The following is a 17,271-nucleotide window of genomic DNA, read 5'->3' on the forward strand; positions in this document are numbered from 1 at the left end:
CACCATCATGCCAGCCAAAAGCCCGGTTCTCGTCGACCTCAAATTCAACCCCGAGACCGTCGCAAGGGCACTCGAAACCGCTTTTGCGGATCGCGGCAGCATCAATCTCGCCGACCCCGCCAGCAAGGGGCTGGATCTGAGGCATGTCGATTACGCGCTGCTGTGGAAGCCGGATGCCGATCTTTTCGAGCGCGCGCCCAATCTCAAGGTCATCTTCTCGGGCGGCGCCGGCGTCGATTCCATGATGTCGATTGCCGGCCTGCCCGATATTCCGATGGTCCGTTTCGTGGATCGCAGTCTCACGACGCGGATGAGCGAATGGGTGGTCATGCAGTGCCTGATGCATCTGCGCGATGTGCAGGGGCATTTCGGGAATCAGCGACAGCACGTTTGGGCGCCACAGCATGGTCCGGAAGCCGCTGACGTTACCGTCGGCGTCATGGGCCTCGGCGTTCTCGGCTGCGATGCCGCCGCGAAATTGAAAATCATGGGCTTCAACGTCATCGGCTGGTCCCGCAGCAGGAAAGAGATCGATGGTATGGAAACCTTCGATGCCGCCGGGCTCGATGCATTTCTGGCGCGGACGGACATTCTCGTCGGTCTGCTGCCGCTGACGGCAGAGACAACCGGGATCTACAACGCCTCGCTCTTTTCCAAGCTGCATCGCAACGGCCCGCTCGGCAAGCCGGTCTTCATCAATGCTGGCCGCGGCAAGAGCCAGGTTGCGGCCGATATCACTTCGGCTGTTCGCACGGGCATCCTCGGCGGCGCCTCGCTCGATGTCTTCGCCGTCGAGCCTCTGGCTGCGGACGATCCGCTCTGGGATCTGGAAAATGTCATCATTACGCCGCATGATTCCGCCGTGTCTGACGAAAAGGCGCTGATGCGTCATGTCGAGGAGCAGATCGCCCGCTTCGAACGCGGCGAGCCGCTGCAGCATCTGGTGGATCGCAACCGGGGTTACTAAGTCTATCCTCGGATGACGGTGGGCGAGGCTTATGGGCTGTCGCCGGCAAGATGCGGCGCATTTGCCTGGTATCAATTTTCTTTCAGCGACTGGACTTTCGCTCAACATTTTTTGATAACAGGACGCTACAACCGCATGCCGGCAGGATAGTCGGCAGCTAGCATGACGTCCGCAGGGCAGGAGACGGGGCAGGAACGACATGACCAAGACGGATATCGCCACCCGCGTCTATAACCACACCTGGAAGCTCGATCCGATCATCCGCAGCCTGATCGATACGGATTTCTATAAGCTCCTCATGCTGCAGATGATCTGGAAACTCTATCCGGATGTCGACGCCACCTTCTCGCTCATCAACCGCACCAAGAGCGTCCGCCTTGCCGAGGTGATCGATGAAAAGGAATTGCGCGAGCAGCTCGACCACGCCCGCACGCTCCGCCTCTCGAAGAAAGAGATGATTTGGCTCGCGGGTAATACCTTCTATGGCCGCGCGCAGATCTTCGAGCCGGAATTCCTCGCCTGGCTGTCGAATTTCCAGCTGCCGGAATACGAGCTCTCGAAGCGCGACGGCCAATATATTCTCGACTTCCACGGCTCGTGGAAGGAAACGACGATGTGGGAAATCCCGGCACTCGCCATCATCAACGAGCTTCGTTCACGCTCGGCTCTGAAGGCATTGGGTCCCTTCACGCTCGATGTGCTCTATGCGCGGGCCAAGGCCAAGATGTGGGAAAAGGTGGAACGGTTGCGGGAGCTGCCGGACTTGCGCATTTCCGATTTCGGAACCCGCCGCCGTCACAGCTTCCTCTGGCAGCGCTGGTGCGTCGAGGCCTTGAAGGAAGGCGTGCCGCACGCTTTCACCGGCACGAGCAACGTCCTGCTCGCCATGGATTCCGATCTCGAAGCCGTCGGCACCAATGCCCATGAACTGCCGATGGTCGCCGCAGCACTTGCGAAAAATGATGAAGAGCTCGGAAAGGCACCCTATAAGGTGCTGCGTGACTGGAACCGCCTCTATGGCGGCAATCTGCTTGTCGTCCTGCCCGATGCCTTCGGTACGGCTTCCTTCCTGCGCAATGCGCCGGAATGGGTAGCCGACTGGACCGGCTTCCGCCCAGACAGCGCCCCACCCATCGAGGGCGGCGAAAAGATCATCGAATGGTGGAAGAAGATGGGCCGCGATCCGCGCCAGAAGCTGCTGATCTTCTCTGACGGCCTTGATGTCGATGCCATCATCGACACCTACGAGCATTTTGACGGCCGTGTTCGCATGAGCTTTGGCTGGGGCACCAATCTGACCAATGACTTCGCCGGCTGCGCGCCGACGGAGCTCAAGGGCCTGAACCCTATCTCGATCGTCTGCAAGGTCATCGAGGCAAACGGCCGGCCGGCCGTGAAGCTCTCCGACAATCCCCAGAAGGCGACGGGCGAGCCAGCGGAAGTCGAGCGCTATCTGAAGTTCTTCGGCGCAGAGGATCGCGTCGATCAGGAAGTGCTGGTTTAAAGCGTTTTCCGTCCGGACTGCGGAAAAGGCCTAGTGGCGGATCGCCGCTTCCATTCGCGCGACGCGCCGAAATAGCGTCCAGCGGCCATTTTCCCACCGATACTGATCCGGCGAAATAACATAGGGCACGTCGCTGAGATCGGTGCTGATCAGCTCCAGAAGCTGCAGGCCCTCTATGTCGTTCTCATGCGTGAAGAACACCTTGTCGCGTGACAGGAAGGCGGCGATCGGCGCCGCGCCATCTGATTGCTCCTGCACCTGCGCCCAGAAATTCGGCAGGAACGCGATGCTGGATTCGAACTGACCGTCCACCTCGATATATTGGAACCGGCTACGTTTGGCGATCTGGACGCCGGTTTTGGCAAGGAATTTCTGCAGGTTGGCCTGAGCCATCTCGGCAAGTTCGCGGACATCGATGCCCCAGTCGTCGAGTGCTTCGGCCATGACGTAGTTGACCGTCGTTTCGCCGTTGACGACGAAGAGCTTGATCAGGTTTTCGGCTTCCTCCAGATAGACGAATTGCGGCGGATTGGGCTCGTCCTTGACGGCCTGTATCATCTGCTGCCGCGCAACCTCGACAAAGTCGCGCGCTTTGAGGACCGGAAGAACTTTGGCGAGTTCGCCGCTGTCGACCATGGCTTCCGTCATGTTGAGATAGTTGAGGAGCGCCTGCGCGCGCGCCGGACCGCGCTTTTCGCGCAGCGCCAGCAGCGCGTTGCTCAGGAATTTCGTCATCATATCGCCGTTGCGGCTATGCAGCGTCAGGCTGCCGGCGGCAGGATCGTAGTCGACGCGGATCAGGTCGCCGAAAAACGGCAGGCGTTCCTGCAGATAGGCGGCGAAGACCGCTTCATCCTGCAACGCTTCGTCGGGAATGTTGAGATCGAGGGTTTTGGCGGCGGCCGTGTTCTCTGGCTCCTCCATCGGGTAGGCTTGGCCGGGGCGCACTTCCGCGCGCTCGCCTCTGCCGAAGAGCCTTTTCAGGAAATTGAACACGCGCATCCCCGAGTACTGAACGGTATTGCCGCAGAACCTAGCGCGGCTGCCGTTGCGGGGCAATGGTGCCGCGGGGCAGGCGCTGTAAGTGCATGCTTGTTCGCGTCAAAAACGCGTATAGTCTGCAGAAGCGGACCGGATGGTCCGATGGCAAGAAGGGCAGCGCAGATGAAGAATGTCGGGGGCGGCAGGTGGACGATTAAGGGCTTGCTTTTTTGTCTTTTCGCACTGACCGTGCCCATCGCAGCCTTCGCACAAAATGCGGCCGTATCGCAGCCGTCAGCGCCACCGCCCGAAAAGGTTCGTGAGCTGATTCAGCTGCTGAACGAGCCCGATGTCAGGCAATGGCTGACCACGCAGCTCAACAATCAGCCTGCGTCCGTCAGCGATAAATCCGCGGCTACCAGCGATCCCGCGTCGGCCGACGGCAATCAGATGTCGGTTCTATCAGGCATGCTCGGCCATACGCGGCATCACCTTGAGTTGGTCTCCGGCGCGACAATGACGCTGCCCTACGAGGTGATGACCGCATCGGAAAAGCTGGCGGGCGAAGGCGAGTCGGTCGGCCTCGTGCGCATCATCGTTCAGATTGTCCTCCTTTTCTTCCTGGGGTTGGTGGCCGAATTCGCCGTTGCCCGCTTTATCAACACAAGGCATATGCAGCGTACTGAGAGGGCTGCCGGTACCGAGACGGAACTGCAGGCAGCGCGCTTCCAGTTTCTGGGCGGCGTCGTGCCCGCCATCATCCATGGCCTGGTGACGCTTGTTCCGCTTCTTGCCTTCGATTGGCCGCCTGCCATCGAAAATTTCGCCATCGCCTGCGTCATCGCGATGGTCTCGATCAGGCTGGCGATCTCTATCGGCAAGCTTGTCATGGAATTGATCGCGATGCGCCGCGCCAACGATGTTCTGGATGAGGACGGCGGTGTCGCCCGCATCGCCGAACGGCGGCGCGTGGCCTCCTACTGGTATCGGCGCTGCACGCTGTTTGCCATCTATTTTGCCTGTGGCTGGGCGATCATACAGGCCGTCACGTCGCTGGGCTTCTCTGCAGGTGCGCGCGACCTCATCGGCTACATGCTCGGCATCGGTCTGTTTCTCATCGCCACGGCAGCCGTGTGGTCGAGGCCGCTTCCGCCGGAAAAGCGTGGAGCGAAGACGATTTCCTGGCTGCTGACGATTTTCTTCGCGGCGCTATGGTCTCTCTGGGTGGCCGGCTTCGATGGCCTTTTGTGGCTCGGCATCTATGCGATATTGCTGCCGCGCGTCCTCTCGGTATCGACGAAAGCGATCGAAGCCCTGCATGATGCCGCCGACGGCATCTTCGGCACCGGCAAGATCGCGGCCGTATTGCTCGACCGCGGTTTACGGGCGCTGATCATCACCTTCGCGGCTTTATGGCTCGGCCACATGCTGGGGGTCGAGGCGCATGCGATGATGAGCGGCAGCGAATCGAATGTCGGCCGCATCGCTCGCGGCATTCTGGGCGGCATCATCATCCTCCTGGTTGCCGATCTCGTGTGGCAGCTGGCGAAAACCTATATCGACGGCAAAGTCATGCAATCCCTGCCGGCAGCAGGCGAATCCGACGAGATGAGAGCGAGCCGTGCCCGGCTGCAGACGCTGTTGCCGATCTTCCGCAACATTCTTGCCGTCGTCATCGGCATCATCGCGGTCATGATGGTGCTGTCGGGCCTCGGCGTTCAGATCGGGCCGTTGATCGCCGGCGCCGGCGTTGTCGGCGTTGCGGTCGGCTTCGGTGCGCAGACCATCGTCAAGGATGTCATAAGCGGCATCTTCTACCTCTGGGACGATGCTTTCCGCATCGGCGAATATATCGAAAGCGGCCATTACAAGGGCGTGGTGGAATCCTTTAGCCTGCGCTCGGTCAAGCTGCGCCATCAGCGCGGCCCATTGGCGACGATCCCCTTCGGCTCGCTCGGTGCCGTGAGCAACATGAACCGCGACTGGGCGATCGATAAGATCATCGTCAAGGTCACCTACGATACCGATCTCGTGAAACTGAAGCGCATTATCAAGGACATCGGCCAGCGCCTGCTTGAAGACGAGGAGCTGAAACCGAGCATCATCCAGACGCTGAAGATGAAGGGTGTCGAGCAGTTCGGTGATTTCGCGATCGAGATCAGGCTGGCGATCACCGCCAAGCCCGATGAGCTCTCCGTCATCCGCCGCAGCGCACTGGCCTTGATCAAGCAGTCCTTCGACGAAAACGGCATCCAGTTCGCCTTCCCGACCGTACAGGTGGCGAGCGACAAGGATGCTGCTGCCGCCGCTGCCCGGCAGCTCATCGAGATGCGGGCAGCGAACGTGGATGGCGCGCAGCAGGCGGGTTAGATCCCGTCAGGTTTCGGCGCCGCCGTGCTGCCTCGCACGATCAGCGTGACACCGATCATCTCGCGTTCAGCCGGTACGGCATCGTGGAGAACAGCTTGCACCGCGCGTTCCGCGATTTCGGCAAAGGGCTGGGCCATCGTTGTCAGGCCCGGCTCCACCATGCCGCCTTCCGGCACGCCATCGAAGCCGATGACGGAGACGTCTTGCGGCACTGAGAGGCCTCGCGCCCGCAGCCAATTGATCGCCAGAAGCGCGATATTGTCGGACATGGCAAGGATCGCCGTCGGCGGTTCTTGCGCGGAAAACAGGTACTCAAGCCCGGCTTCGACGCTTGGCTTGTCGTTGAGCGTCTCATAGATCGGCACGTTTTCGCGTCCAATTCCGAACGCTTCGAGTGCCTGCCAATAGCCGAGTACGCGATCGCGCGAGGTGGAATACATCGCCCGCCCGATCCCGGCGACACTAACCGGCCCGACATGATCGTCCGAAAGTTCGGTCGCGAGCACGCCGAAACGCCTGTGGCCGAGTTCTGCCAGATGCCGGGCCGCAACGGCCGCACCACCAAGATTGTCGACGCTGATCGAGGGGATCGACGCATCCTCGTCATTCAGGGCGAGAGCGACGAAAGGCAATTGCCGCTCGCGCGTCAACTGAACCAGCTTTTCGCCGCCTTCCACGCAGAGCAGAATGAAGCCGTCGACCAGCGCGCTCTTGATGTTCCAGTCGAGCTTGTGCCTATCCTTGGCCGAGACCAGGGCGAGACCCGTGCCGCTGGCATCGCAGACCTGGGATACGGCGGCCAGGAGCGCCCTGGCCCAAGGATCGTTGAAGAAATAGGAAAGCGGTTCGACCGCAGCAACACCGATGGCATTGACTTTTCCCGCCCGCAGCAGCCGGCCCGTCAGGCTCGGCCCGGCATAGCCGAGCCGTTTGGCCGTCTGGAGCACATGCTCGCGCACCTCCTCGCGCACCACTTCGGGCCGGTTGAAAACATTGGAGGCAGTTCCCTGCGATACGCCTGCCGCCTTCGCGACATCCGCGAGCCTTATGGTGCCTTTGGCCAATGAAATCCTCCGTATGTTTCCGGTGGGATACTAGCAATGAAGTTGTATCGGTTCAATTCTTCTTGACAGCAGAGTTTTGAGGCATAAGATTGAACCGATTCAAGAGAATATTGCGCAATCGAATTGAATCGATTCAAACCAGAAAGGTGAACCAATGCTGACCAAATATCTCTTCAAGGATCTTTATGATGAGCGATGGGGTGATCCCTGCAATCCGAATGCCGTCGATCCGCCTTCAGAACATAAGGGCGGGGCTGACGAACAAAGCGCGCTGAGCCGTCTTATGGGGTTTTTCCGCCGCCGGAAGCGGCCGTCGGCATGGTCCTTCACAATTCCAAGCGAGGCGCCTGAGGCCGAAAGTGAGGCCGAGATCCGGCATTGCAATGGGCCTGAAGGCCCAAAGTTTCTCGCAATCGCCAAGGCCCTGTCGCGGAATTGCTAGAGCTAGACCGTGAAGCGCTCGAAATGCCGAGCCTCAGAAGTTTTCCTTATAGGGACGCAAATCGAGCTCCTGCGTCCAGGCTGAAGGATGCTGCCGGTGGATGTGCCAGTAGCTCTCGGCAATGGCATCAATGTTCAGCAGCCCATCGGCATCCACATCCGGTCGGCGCGAGCGTAGCCGCTCGCCGTCTATGCCGCCATCGATGATGGTGTGGGCGACATGAAGGCCGATTGGTCCGAATTCCCGCGCCATGCTCTGGCTGATCATTCGAAGACCGGCCTTGGCAGCGGCGAACTGGGCGAAACCCGCCTTGCCGCGCAGGCTCGCGGAGGCGCCGGTGAAAATCACAGTGCCGCGGCCGAGCGGCGCCAGATGCCGCGCCGCCTCGCGGCCGACGAGGAAGCCGCCGAAGCAGCACACTCGCCAGAATTCCTCGAACTGGGCGGCCGTCAGATTACGAAAGCCGATCTGGCGGTTGATGCCGGCGTTGAAGACGACGAAATCAGGCGCGGCAATATCGTCTCGAGCGGTAAAAGCATGATCGAACAGCCGCGTGACCGCAGCTTCATCTGTGGCATCTGTTTCGATCGCCTCGGCACTGCCGCCGGACGCAATGATGGTGGCCGCCACCTGATCGATCTTTGCAGCCGTCCGGCCGGCGATGACGACGTGATAGCCCTTGTCTGCGAGAAGCCGGCAGAGCGCCGCACCCAGACCCTGCTCGGCACCAACGCCGACAATAATTGCGCTTGGCGTGCTCATTCAGCGGCCTCCCTGGCTTTCAGTGTCGGATAGTCGGTGTAGCCCTCGGCGCCGCCGCCATAGAAGGTCGGGCGGTGATAGGGATTGAGGGGTGCACCGAGACGAATGCGCTCCGGCAGATCGGGATTGGCGATGAACAGCCGTCCGAAAGCGATGGCATCGGCATGGCCGGCGGCAAGTGCGGCCTCGGCAGTATCCGGCCGGAAATTGCCCGCGGCGATCAACGTGCCGGACCAGGCAGGCCGGAAGAGTTCCGCAGCCGACGGCACGTTCTTGTGGTCGACCTCGGCCTGGCCGGCACCGCTGGCGCGCGGCTCGATCAGATGCAGATAGGCGAGATTGAGCCGGTCCAGCTCGCGAATGACATGGCCGTAAAGGCGCAAGGGATCGTCCTCGCCGCTGTCATTGGCGATGCCAAACGGCGAAAGGCGGACGCCGACGCGATCCGACCCCCAGACATCGGAAACCGCCTCGACAACCTCAAGCAGCAGCCGCGTGCGATTCTCGATAGAGCCGCCATATTGATCGGTGCGCTGATTGGTGCGGGCCTGCAGGAACTGCTCGATCAGATAGCCGTTGGCGCCATGGATCTCGACACCGTCGAAGCCGGCCTGCTTGGCATTGGCGGCGGCTTCAGCATAGACGTCGATCAGAAGCGGTATCAAATCGATATCGATCGCCTGCGGCGTCTCGAAGGGCACGCGCTGGAAAGAGGCCGTGAAAGCCTGTCCCTTTGCGGCGATGGCGGAAGGGGCAATCGGTGGAGCTCCATCGGGCTGATGGGAAGAATGGGAGATGCGGCCAACATGCCAGAGCTGCAGGAAGATCTTGCCGCCCTTGCAATGAACCGCATCCGTCACCGGCTTCCAGCCAGCGACCTGTTCGGCCGTGTGGATGCCCGGGGTTGCCGGCATGCCCTGACCGGCGCGGGAAATCTGCGCGCCCTCGGAAATGATGAGCCCGCCCTCGCTGGCGCGCTGGGCATAATATTCGGCATTCAGTGCAGAGGGCACATTGCCCGGCTGGCTCGCCCGCATGCGGGTAAGAGGCGCCATGACGATGCGATGCGCAAGCTCATAGGGGCCGACGGAAAGAGGCGAAAACAAAGTGGCTGTCATAAAATTCTCCTGCCTGGAGCCAAATTGCTCCCCGGGGCGGAAGGGCCTGTCAGCGGCGATTCGGTCTCGGGAGTTCGAATAAGATGATGGTCATCATTTATTCCAACGATCGGACGTGCGCAACTGAATCTGCTGTCAGACCGGAAGTTTGGAAAGAAAGCGGAGCAGGGCGGCATTGAACCGCGCCGGCCGTTGCACTGGCGCGAAATGACTGACGCCGGGCAGAAGGATCAACTCTGCGCCGGGAATGTGCCGCACAAGATAATCGGCATGCTCCCGCTTGATGAACTCGTCATGCTCACTCTGGACGATGGCGACAGGCACGTTGATCTCTGCGAGATCGGCAATGCTGTAGTTCGGCTCGGTCCGCTGCATCAGGCCGACAGCCTCGACGAAGGCATCGAACCTATCCGGCGTGGCCGACAGGGCGGCATAATCCTTCGTATGGCGGGAGAAGCAGCGCTCGATAATCGGCGTCGCCACGAATTCCTTCGTGCCGCTCGGGTCCATGTTGCAGGCAAAGAAGAAGACGCCGGAAACACGCTCCGGATGGGTTTTTCCAAGCACCATGCCGATGCAGGCGCCGTCGCTCCAGCCGGCAATGGCAGCTCTTTCGATCTCCAGCCTGTCCATGACGGCGAGAACGTCGGTGGCCATGAACTCATAGGTATAGGGTCGCTCATCGCGGGTGCTGCGGCCATGGCCGCGGCTGTCGATGACGATAACCTGATGGCCTGCGTCGATCAGCGCCGGCACCTGATAGCCCCAATTGCCGCTGTTTCCGAGCCCGCCATGCAGAAGGATCACCGGAGCGCCGCTGCCGTAGGAGGCATACCAGATACACGCGCCATCATGATCGACATGGCCTTCCACCTCGGTATGCGGCAGGGGCGCGGCCCCATCGGCTTCGAAGCGATGAAGCTCGTCGTCGTGAAATTCCATAGCCACCTCCCATTGCGCCGTCTCCCCCGACAGCCATGCGGGAGACTAGGCGATCTCAACGCGTCTTTTCAACAGGCCGGGGTCATATCGTTGCCAGATGCTCGAAAAGATCGCGCGCCGGGGATGGAAGCTCTTCGAGGGAGCGTGCGCATATCGAAAGTCGGCGCGTCGCCCATGAGTCGGTAAGGCGAAGGATCGCAATTTTTGCGGATCGGCTGCAGCGCCGCGCGGCCGTTTCTGGTACGATGCCGAGGCCGATACCCTGGCCTGCCATCTCGCAGATGCTCTCGAATGTCCGCATCCGCACCCGCATTTTCAATCGGCTGCCGAGCCGGGCCGCCTGCGCGTCGATGTGATCCTGCAGCGCTCCACCGGCAAGTCCGATGAAATGCTCATGCAGGATTTCCGTGAAGCTGGTCTGCTTTGATGCTGCCAGTGCATGATTGCTAGATATCGCCACCACCAGCCTATCGACTGCGAAGGGGCGCAATATCAGGCCGGAGGTATCGGCCGCGTCCGACAGGATACCGATCTCTGCCAGCCCAGCCGAAACGGCCCGGGCGATCTCGACGCTCTGGCGCTCCTTGAGATCGATGTCGGTTCGCGGGTTTCTCGCCATCCATTCGGCAAGGCGAGGCGGCAGATATTCGGCGATCGCCGCGGTGTTGGCGAGAAGCCGAACGGTCGCGCGCAGGCCGCTTGCGTGCTCGCCAAGCTCGCCGCGCATCTGGGCCAGTTGCCGCTGGATCAGCCGGGCATGATGCGCCAGCGCTTCGCCTGCGGGGGTCGGGCTCACGCCGCGTCGGCCGCGCTCCAGCAACCTTAGGCCGCCATTCGCCTCCATGTCACGCAGCCGCTCGCTGGCGGCCGGCAACGAGAGCCCGACATCGGCCGCTCCATGCGTGATGCTGCCGGCATCGACGACGGCGAGGAACAGGCGAAGGTCGGTCAGGTCAAAGCGCATGAAACGCAGATTACCGCATATCCAGCCTTCGGAATAGCCGAAGGCTGGCTTCGCATCATCCGCATTGTGCTAGTCTTTGTCTCTGCTACTGAAAAGGCATGATGGATCATTCGATATGGCTCGTCGCGGCAATCTTCGCGACCTTCTTCATCGCCGGCATGGTCAAGGGCGTCACCGGCATGGGGTTGCCGACCGTGGCGATGGGCGTCTTGGGTACGTTGATCTCGCCGCTTGCTGCGGCTAGCCTGCTGATCGTCCCGTCTTTCGTTACCAATGTCTGGCAGCTGCTGGCCGGCCCGCGTTTTGGCGCGCTTGCCCGTCGTTTCCTCCTCTTGGTTCTTGCCATAATCATCGGAACCTTCGCCGGCTCATATCTGCTGGCTGCCGGCGATACCCGCAAGACCACGGCGGCGCTGGGTCTCGCCCTCATCCTCTATGCCGGCCATGCTTTACTCGCCCGTCAACTGCATGTGCCCGCAAGGTTCGAGCCGCTGTTATCGCCGTTCGTCGGCGGGGTCACGGGCCTGCTTACAGGAGCGACCGGTGTTTTCGTCGTGCCGGCAGTACCCTATCTGCAGTCGCTCGGACTGGAGAAGGAGGAGCTGGTCCAGGCGCTCGGCCTTTCCTTCACCGTGTCCACCGTTGCACTGGCCGCCGCACTCGCCTGGCACGGCGCCTTCCGCATCGACAATCTCGCGCTCTCTACTCTGGCGATCGTCCCGGCACTTGTCGGCATGTGGGCCGGCCAGATCATTCGCAATCGCGTCAGTCCTGCCACTTTCCGCCGCTGGTTTCTGATTTGTCTGCTGGTGCTTGGCGCAGAGATGGTGATGAAGGCCTCTTTCTGAAGCAGTCTTGCCGGGCTGCCCGGTGCGCACCCATATGGAGTTTGTTTCATGGCAGGATCTGACGGATTGATGGAAGAAGAGCAGCGGGAGATTTTCGATAATAATCCATTGGCCGATGCCCTACTGGTCGTCGATGTCCAGAATGCCTTCGTACAAGGTCCAGGCGCGGTCCCCGACCATGCCATGTTGAGGTCGGCGGTGGAGCTCCTGCTGGACAAGGCGCGGTCGGAATGGGCACCGGTGATTTTCCTGCAGAACGATGGCCTGCCCGGTGCGCTGGACGAGCCGCTTCAGCCGGGATGGAAACTCCATTTTCCGCCACTATCAGGCGAAGTGGTCATCAGGAAAGCGGAGGATGACGGCTTTGACGGCACCGAACTTGACGCCATTCTCACAGCCTTCGGCGTGAAGCATCTGGTGATCTGCGGCGTGCTCTCGGAGATGTGCGTTGCCGCGACGGCGCGGGGAGCGCTTGAGCGCGGTTACGGCGTGCTTCTGCCGCATGATGCGCATGCCACCTATGATGTCCCCGCCGGCCCGGGCTCGCAGAGTGTGCCTGCCGCCATGGCGGCACGGGCAGCCGAATGGTCGCTCGGCGACGAGATCGGGATCTGCGCCTCGGCACGCGAGGTTCGTTTCAAAGAGCGAGCTTAGCTGCAGCCCTGCCTCATCTATTCCCCTTCCGGTACCTTCAAGATAACTGTCTCGTCAGGGCCGATCGCCCTGCCGTCCTGCGCCCGGATGTCGAGCTGCACTGGTTGTCCCGTAGCGCGATCCACCAGCAGTGAATGTTCCTCGGCCGGCGCGAAGAGATGGCGCTCGCCGAACTTCCGCAGCGCCACCATGACCGGGAAGAGATCCTTTCCCATCGCCGTCAGCCGGTATTCCATGCGCGTACCGCCTTCGCTTGTCGGTACAAGCTCCAGAATGCCGCTTGCGACAAGCGTCCGCAGTCGCTCGGTCAAAATATTCTTGGCAATGCCGAGGCTCTTTTGAAACTCGCCAAAGCGCGTCAGCCCGTCGAAGGCGTCGCGCACGATCAGGAGCGACCACCAGTCGCCGATCACGTCGAGCGACCGTGCGCTCGGGCAATAATCACCTTTAAGGCTTTTCCGCGCGACCATCGGCTTAGTCTTTCCGGTCGTTTGCTTGCAGGAATGGTTGCATTATTAAACCAATAATGTTACTCGATCGATGGTTTCATTATTAAACCGAAGAATCGGGAGTTTTGCAATGACGATCGATCAGGACGCGCCGCCGGCCGGCAGCGCGAAGGACGTTCTGCGCCCACATTCCTCACGAGAGGGTTCGTTTAAGGGCGCCGAGTATCCGGGAGAGGTCAATTCGCAGCTGACACGAGCGACGATTTTCCTGTTTGCCGTCGCGAGCGGCCTCGCTGTCGCCAATGCCTATTTCGCCCATCCGCTCCTCGATGTCATGGCCGACGATCTCAAGCTGTCGCGCACGGCTGCCGGCCTCATTGTCGGCGCAACACAGCTCGGTTATGGGCTCGGCCTGATCCTGCTGGTGCCGCTCGGCGACCTTGTCGACCGACGCAAGCTCATCATCGTGCAATCGCTGCTAAGCGTGGCGGCCCTCATCAGCGTCGGCTTCTCGTCCAGTGCCGCGATGCTGCTCGCCTCCATGGCCACCGTCGGCTTTCTGGCCGTCGTGACACAGGCGCTGGTCGCCTATGCGGCGAGCCTCGCGCACCCCGCCGAGCGCGGCCATATTGTCGGCATGGTCACGAGCGGCATCGTCCTTGGTATTCTTCTGGCGCGCAGCGTCGCGGGAACGCTGACCGATCTCTCCGGCTGGCGGACCGTCTACGTCGTCTCCGCCGTGCTGACGTTGGTAATCGCGCTTCTCCTCTGGCGAGCGCTGCCGAGGCAGGAAAGGCCGAAGGGTGGCCTTTCCTATTTCCGTCTCATCCGATCGCTCGGCACGCTGCTTGTCGAAGAACCGGTCCTGCGCATCCGCGCCGTGATCGCCATGCTGATTTTCGCCAATATAACCACCTTGCTGGCGCCCCTCGTCCTGCCGCTGACGGTGCCACCGCATTCCCTATCTCATACCGAAGTCGGCCTGTTCGGCCTTGCCGGCGCAGCGGGCGCACTCGGTGCGGTGAGGGCAGGGCGATGGGCGGATCGCGGCCACGGCCAGCGCACGACAGGCATTGCACTGGCGCTGATGCTCGTTGCCTGGCTACCGATCTCCATGCTGGATCGCTCGATCTTCTGGCTGATTCTCGGCGTGCTCGTCATCGATTTCGGTCTGCAGGCAACGCATGTCACCAATCAAGGCATGATCTATCGTGTGAGGCCGGACGCGCAGAACAGGCTGACTGCCGCCTATATGATCTTCTACTCTATCGGCAGCGCCGTCGGCTCCTCGACATCCACTATCGTCTATGCCCATTCGGGTTGGACGGGCGTCTGCCTATCGGGTGCTGCCATAAGCCTCGCAACGCTGCTCTTCTGGGCGCTGACCTTGCGGGCAACCCCAGAGGTGGCGACGCGAAGCATCGATTGGAAAAATAGCTAGCTTTCCGCCAGACAAGCCGTGCCCAGCTGTTCTTCCAACAGTGAGAGCGCCATCCGAATCCGCGGCGGAATCGGCCTTATCGCCGGATAAAGCGCATGCAGGTCAAATCCCGGCGTGGTAAATTCGGGCAGTAGGCGGATCAGCCGACCATCCGCCAAATCATCGGCACAAACCGGCTCCTGCAGGACACCAATGCCGGCTCCATCCAGCAGCAGGCGGTGCAGCGGCCGCCAATGGCTGATGCTCAAGGCAATATCGACGGCGGCAAGTTCGGTCTGTCCGCTCGGATCGATGAACGGAATCCGGCCGTTGTTGAACAGGCCGGAGACCCGCAGGAAAGGGTGGTCGGCAAGCTCGTCGGGTGTCGTCGGCGTCCCATGCTCATCGAGATAGGTGGGTGAAGCCACCAGCACGCGGCCGACATGGCCGAGCTTGCGGGCAATGAAGCTGCCCACACCAAGATTCCCCAGGCGCAGCGAGATGTCGACGCCTTCCGTCACGGGATCGACAATCCTGTCGTTGAGGATCAGATCGATTTTGAGCAGCGGATGACGCTTGCGCATCTGCAGTAGGATCGATGGCAGGAGGACCTCGCCGAGGCCATGCGGTGCTGCGATCCTGAGCGTGCCGCGCAGTGACTGATCGCCATCCACGACGGTCAGCGCATCGTCGGCACTTTCGAGCACCTGCTTGCTGCGCTCAAAAAAAACGGCACCGACATCGGTGACGGAAAGCTTGCGGGTGTTTCTGAGCAGCAATCGCGTGCCGAGATATTGCTCCAGCCGATCAATCCGTTCACTGACGGCGGGTTGGCCCATGCCAAGATCACGGGCGGCGGCCGACATGCCGCCTCTTTCCACCACCCTGACATAGACGCGCATTGCTGCCAACAGATCCATGCGCGCCAACATATCGGCTTATCCGATAAATGTAAGTGGATGATGTCGCCTAGTGGGGAAACGTTCGATCGCCGAAAACGGCGCTCAAACATCAACCGCAGGTCAGGTTCATGAGCGACATCAGGCTTTATATGTTTCAATCGGGCACGCAGCGCTGCAAGGCCCACGACATCAGGATGAATCAGGGCGGCGACGCCGATTACGAAATTCCGGTTCCCTGGTTTCTGCTGACGCATCCGAAGGGCAACGTCATCATCGATGGCGGACTGGCGGCGGAAGGTCTGGCCGATCCGCGCGGCTATTGGGGCGATGCCATCGACAGCTATCAGCCCGTGATGACGGAGGCGCAAGGATGCTTAGCTCAATTGGCGAAGCTCGGCCTATCCAGCGAAGACATCCGTTTCGTCGCGCTGTCCCATCTGCATTCCGACCATAGCGGCGCGATCGGCCGCTTCCCCAACGCGACCCACATCGTCCAGCGCCGCGAATATGAATATGCCTTCGCGCCGGACTGGTTCGCCGCTGGCGCCTATGTTCGCCGGGATTTCGATCGTCCCGGCTTGAAATGGCACTTCCTGGAGGGTGCCGCCACCGATGGCTACGATCTCTATGGTGACGGCGTGCTGCGGATGATCTTCACGCCGGGCCATAGCGTCGGCCACCAATCCTTCCTGGTACGGCTCCCGAAGACGGGTGCAATATTACTGACCGTCGATGCCGCCTACACGCTCGATCACTGGAACGAAAAGGCGCTCCCTGGCTTCATGGCTTCCGCCGTTGACACGGTGCGATCCGTCGGCAAGCTTCGCACGCTTGCCGAACAGACCGATGCGATGGTGGTGACGGGGCATGATCCCGAGGCATGGCCTCGGTTCAAGCAGGCCCCGGCCTATTACGATTGAAGGCGTATCCTGTCGATCAGCCCTGGCCGCCTGATGGCGCTTGTTCCGTATCGAAGAACTGTGCCCGATGTTGGCGAACCCATTCCTCAATGCCTGTCGGCTTGAAATCCTCAAGGTCGGCTTGCGGCTTGAACGGCGCGGCCAGCATCGCATCCGCCTCTTCCCGATGCGATGCGAAGAAGCGGAATTTCGAGGCGACGCGGCGCCCTGTTCCCGGCCCCATCGCAGCATCGACATCCCGCTCGAACTCGTCGAGCGGCTGTTGGCGATAGGTGATTAGGCGACCGAGTCCAGCACCGATCCGCGAGACGAGTTCGTTTCCATCAACGCTTTCCGGCCCGGCAATGCGATGATCGCCGGAGGTGATGCCACGTTCCAGAAGGGTAATGGCGGCCCGGGCGCAATCATCGACCGAGGTCCAGGCGATACGCTGGGCTTCGGCAATCGGCGGCGCTAAGATCCCTTTGCCAACAATGTCTTTGCGCGCTGATGGCTTCAGGAGATTATCGAGATACATGGTCGGGCGGACGATTGCGAAGGGCAGGCCTGACGCGCGGACCACATCTTCGAGCATCGCGTTGGCAACAAAGCTTGGCTCCTGGCAAGGTGCCGGGCGGCTGGCGCTGGCGAGCTTGAGGATAAGGGATTTCAGGCCTTGGTCGAGAGAAGCGGATATCGCATTATCCGCCTGGATGCGCATGTCGCCTTGTGATCCGATCGGAATCTGCAGCACGGCGTGAGTGATGCCGGTGCTGGCGGCGCGAAGCGAAGCCGCATCGCGAAGATCCCCCTCGACAAGCTCGACACTGAGCGCGGAGAGCGCTGTGGCGCGCCTTCGGTCCCGGACAAGCGCCCGGACCTTGAAGCCGCGTTGAAGCGCGGCGCGAACGACGGCGCTGCCTTGCACACCGGCGGCGAGATAGACGAGAATCGGCTGGGGCTGATCGATAGTGGACATGGTGCG

At 61.2% G+C, this 17,271-nt stretch carries 17 protein-coding genes; 8 read left to right on the plus strand and 9 right to left on the minus strand.

What is annotated here, in order from left to right; translation table 11 throughout:
* Nucleotides 1-7: 7 nt before the first annotated feature.
* A complete protein-coding gene (locus ACYJRZ_RS05980) occupies nt 8-967 on the plus strand; it encodes a 2-hydroxyacid dehydrogenase (protein ID WP_459457087.1) in 960 nt (319 codons plus the stop codon).
* 199 nt (nt 968-1,166) lie between these two features.
* Nucleotides 1,167-2,471 (plus strand): nicotinate phosphoribosyltransferase, encoded by a 1,305-nt coding sequence (gene pncB, locus ACYJRZ_RS05985; RefSeq protein ID WP_459457089.1) that lies wholly within the window; start codon nt 1,167-1,169, stop codon nt 2,469-2,471.
* A gap of 30 nt (nt 2,472-2,501) precedes the next feature.
* Here pncB and ACYJRZ_RS05990 read toward each other — a convergent pair whose 3' ends face one another.
* Nucleotides 2,502-3,467, minus strand: a complete 966-nt coding sequence (locus ACYJRZ_RS05990) for a DUF1444 domain-containing protein (RefSeq protein WP_459457091.1) — start codon at nt 3,465-3,467, stop codon at nt 2,502-2,504.
* 168 nt (nt 3,468-3,635) lie between these two features.
* Between ACYJRZ_RS05990 and ACYJRZ_RS05995 the strand changes: the two genes are divergently transcribed.
* Complete coding sequence (locus ACYJRZ_RS05995) at nt 3,636-5,822, plus strand: mechanosensitive ion channel family protein (RefSeq protein ID WP_459458651.1); 2,187 nt, start codon at nt 3,636-3,638, stop codon at nt 5,820-5,822.
* Here the strand turns inward: ACYJRZ_RS05995 and ACYJRZ_RS06000 are convergent.
* Nucleotides 5,819-6,886, minus strand: a complete 1,068-nt coding sequence (locus ACYJRZ_RS06000) for a LacI family DNA-binding transcriptional regulator (protein ID WP_459457093.1) — start codon at nt 6,884-6,886, stop codon at nt 5,819-5,821. The two genes, ACYJRZ_RS05995 and ACYJRZ_RS06000, sit on opposite strands and share 4 nt — an antisense overlap.
* A gap of 154 nt (nt 6,887-7,040) precedes the next feature.
* Between ACYJRZ_RS06000 and ACYJRZ_RS06005 the strand changes: the two genes are divergently transcribed.
* On the plus strand, nt 7,041-7,328 hold the full coding sequence (locus ACYJRZ_RS06005) for a hypothetical protein (RefSeq protein WP_459457095.1): 288 nt from the start codon (nt 7,041-7,043) through the stop codon (nt 7,326-7,328).
* A 33-nt stretch (nt 7,329-7,361) separates the two neighbouring features.
* Here ACYJRZ_RS06005 and ACYJRZ_RS06010 read toward each other — a convergent pair whose 3' ends face one another.
* The 4 genes from ACYJRZ_RS06010 to ACYJRZ_RS06025 form a co-directional block, all read right to left on the minus strand.
* On the minus strand, nt 7,362-8,090 hold the full coding sequence (locus tag ACYJRZ_RS06010; protein ID WP_459457097.1) for an SDR family NAD(P)-dependent oxidoreductase: 729 nt from the start codon (nt 8,088-8,090) through the stop codon (nt 7,362-7,364).
* Entirely contained in the window at nt 8,087-9,208 is a 1,122-nt protein-coding gene (locus ACYJRZ_RS06015; RefSeq protein WP_459457099.1) for an alkene reductase, read from the minus strand. The genes ACYJRZ_RS06010 and ACYJRZ_RS06015 overlap by 4 nt, the downstream gene beginning before the upstream one ends.
* A gap of 135 nt (nt 9,209-9,343) precedes the next feature.
* Complete coding sequence (locus tag ACYJRZ_RS06020) at nt 9,344-10,150, minus strand: alpha/beta fold hydrolase (protein WP_459457101.1); 807 nt, start codon at nt 10,148-10,150, stop codon at nt 9,344-9,346.
* Between the two features lie 82 nt (nt 10,151-10,232).
* Complete coding sequence (locus tag ACYJRZ_RS06025; RefSeq protein WP_459457103.1) at nt 10,233-11,114, minus strand: LysR family transcriptional regulator; 882 nt, start codon at nt 11,112-11,114, stop codon at nt 10,233-10,235.
* Nucleotides 11,115-11,212: 98 nt separating this feature from the next.
* Between ACYJRZ_RS06025 and ACYJRZ_RS06030 the strand changes: the two genes are divergently transcribed.
* Both ACYJRZ_RS06030 and ACYJRZ_RS06035 read left to right on the plus strand, forming a co-directional pair.
* Nucleotides 11,213-11,962 (plus strand): sulfite exporter TauE/SafE family protein, encoded by a 750-nt coding sequence (locus tag ACYJRZ_RS06030; RefSeq protein ID WP_459457105.1) that lies wholly within the window; start codon nt 11,213-11,215, stop codon nt 11,960-11,962.
* Between the two features lie 48 nt (nt 11,963-12,010).
* Nucleotides 12,011-12,616: an isochorismatase family protein gene (locus tag ACYJRZ_RS06035; protein ID WP_459457107.1), complete on the plus strand. Its 606-nt coding sequence runs from the start codon at nt 12,011-12,013 to the stop codon at nt 12,614-12,616.
* Nucleotides 12,617-12,633: 17 nt separating this feature from the next.
* On the opposite strand, the gene ACYJRZ_RS06040 is transcribed toward ACYJRZ_RS06035, so the two are convergent.
* Nucleotides 12,634-13,086, minus strand: a complete 453-nt coding sequence (locus ACYJRZ_RS06040; RefSeq protein WP_459457109.1) for a winged helix-turn-helix transcriptional regulator — start codon at nt 13,084-13,086, stop codon at nt 12,634-12,636.
* Between the two features lie 109 nt (nt 13,087-13,195).
* Between ACYJRZ_RS06040 and ACYJRZ_RS06045 the strand changes: the two genes are divergently transcribed.
* Nucleotides 13,196-14,506, plus strand: coding sequence for an MFS transporter (locus tag ACYJRZ_RS06045; RefSeq protein ID WP_459457111.1), 1,311 nt, complete (start codon nt 13,196-13,198; stop codon nt 14,504-14,506).
* On the opposite strand, the gene ACYJRZ_RS06050 is transcribed toward ACYJRZ_RS06045, so the two are convergent.
* A complete protein-coding gene (locus tag ACYJRZ_RS06050) occupies nt 14,503-15,417 on the minus strand; it encodes a LysR family transcriptional regulator (RefSeq protein WP_459457113.1) in 915 nt (304 codons plus the stop codon). The two genes, ACYJRZ_RS06045 and ACYJRZ_RS06050, sit on opposite strands and share 4 nt — an antisense overlap.
* 98 nt (nt 15,418-15,515) lie before the next feature.
* Between ACYJRZ_RS06050 and attM the strand changes: the two genes are divergently transcribed.
* Nucleotides 15,516-16,307, plus strand: a complete 792-nt coding sequence (gene attM / locus ACYJRZ_RS06055) for an AttM family quorum-quenching N-acyl homoserine lactonase (RefSeq protein ID WP_459457115.1) — start codon at nt 15,516-15,518, stop codon at nt 16,305-16,307.
* 16 nt (nt 16,308-16,323) lie between these two features.
* Here the strand turns inward: attM and ACYJRZ_RS06060 are convergent, their stop codons facing one another.
* The gene (locus ACYJRZ_RS06060; RefSeq protein WP_459457118.1) at nt 16,324-17,265 is read right to left on the minus strand and encodes an SDR family oxidoreductase; all 942 of its coding nucleotides are present in this window, start codon (nt 17,263-17,265) and stop codon (nt 16,324-16,326) included.
* Between the last annotated feature and the right edge of the window lie 6 nt (nt 17,266-17,271).

This window comes from Rhizobium sp. No.120 (genome assembly GCF_054558365.1).

Excerpts from the sequence above, each read along its gene's own strand:
- ACYJRZ_RS06005 (WP_459457095.1), top strand. The coding sequence starts at position 7,041 with ATGCTGACCAAATATCTCTTCAAGGATCTTTATGATGAGCGATGGGGT.
- ACYJRZ_RS05995 (WP_459458651.1), top strand. The coding sequence starts at position 3,636 with ATGAAGAATGTCGGGGGCGGCAGGTGGACGATTAAGGGCTTGCTTTTT.
- ACYJRZ_RS06045 (WP_459457111.1), top strand. The coding sequence starts at position 13,196 with ATGACGATCGATCAGGACGCGCCGCCGGCCGGCAGCGCGAAGGACGTT.
- ACYJRZ_RS06040 (WP_459457109.1), bottom strand. The coding sequence starts at position 13,086 with ATGGTCGCGCGGAAAAGCCTTAAAGGTGATTATTGCCCGAGCGCACGG.
- ACYJRZ_RS06060 (WP_459457118.1), bottom strand. The coding sequence starts at position 17,265 with ATGTCCACTATCGATCAGCCCCAGCCGATTCTCGTCTATCTCGCCGCC.
- ACYJRZ_RS06015 (WP_459457099.1), bottom strand. The coding sequence starts at position 9,208 with ATGACAGCCACTTTGTTTTCGCCTCTTTCCGTCGGCCCCTATGAGCTT.
- pncB (WP_459457089.1), top strand. The coding sequence starts at position 1,167 with ATGACCAAGACGGATATCGCCACCCGCGTCTATAACCACACCTGGAAG.
- ACYJRZ_RS06010 (WP_459457097.1), bottom strand. The coding sequence starts at position 8,090 with ATGAGCACGCCAAGCGCAATTATTGTCGGCGTTGGTGCCGAGCAGGGT.
- ACYJRZ_RS05980 (WP_459457087.1), top strand. The coding sequence starts at position 8 with ATGCCAGCCAAAAGCCCGGTTCTCGTCGACCTCAAATTCAACCCCGAG.
- ACYJRZ_RS06050 (WP_459457113.1), bottom strand. The coding sequence starts at position 15,417 with ATGTTGGCGCGCATGGATCTGTTGGCAGCAATGCGCGTCTATGTCAGG.
- attM (WP_459457115.1), top strand. The coding sequence starts at position 15,516 with ATGAGCGACATCAGGCTTTATATGTTTCAATCGGGCACGCAGCGCTGC.
- ACYJRZ_RS06025 (WP_459457103.1), bottom strand. The coding sequence starts at position 11,114 with ATGCGCTTTGACCTGACCGACCTTCGCCTGTTCCTCGCCGTCGTCGAT.
- ACYJRZ_RS06035 (WP_459457107.1), top strand. The coding sequence starts at position 12,011 with ATGGCAGGATCTGACGGATTGATGGAAGAAGAGCAGCGGGAGATTTTC.
- ACYJRZ_RS06020 (WP_459457101.1), bottom strand. The coding sequence starts at position 10,150 with ATGGAATTTCACGACGACGAGCTTCATCGCTTCGAAGCCGATGGGGCC.
- ACYJRZ_RS06030 (WP_459457105.1), top strand. The coding sequence starts at position 11,213 with ATGATGGATCATTCGATATGGCTCGTCGCGGCAATCTTCGCGACCTTC.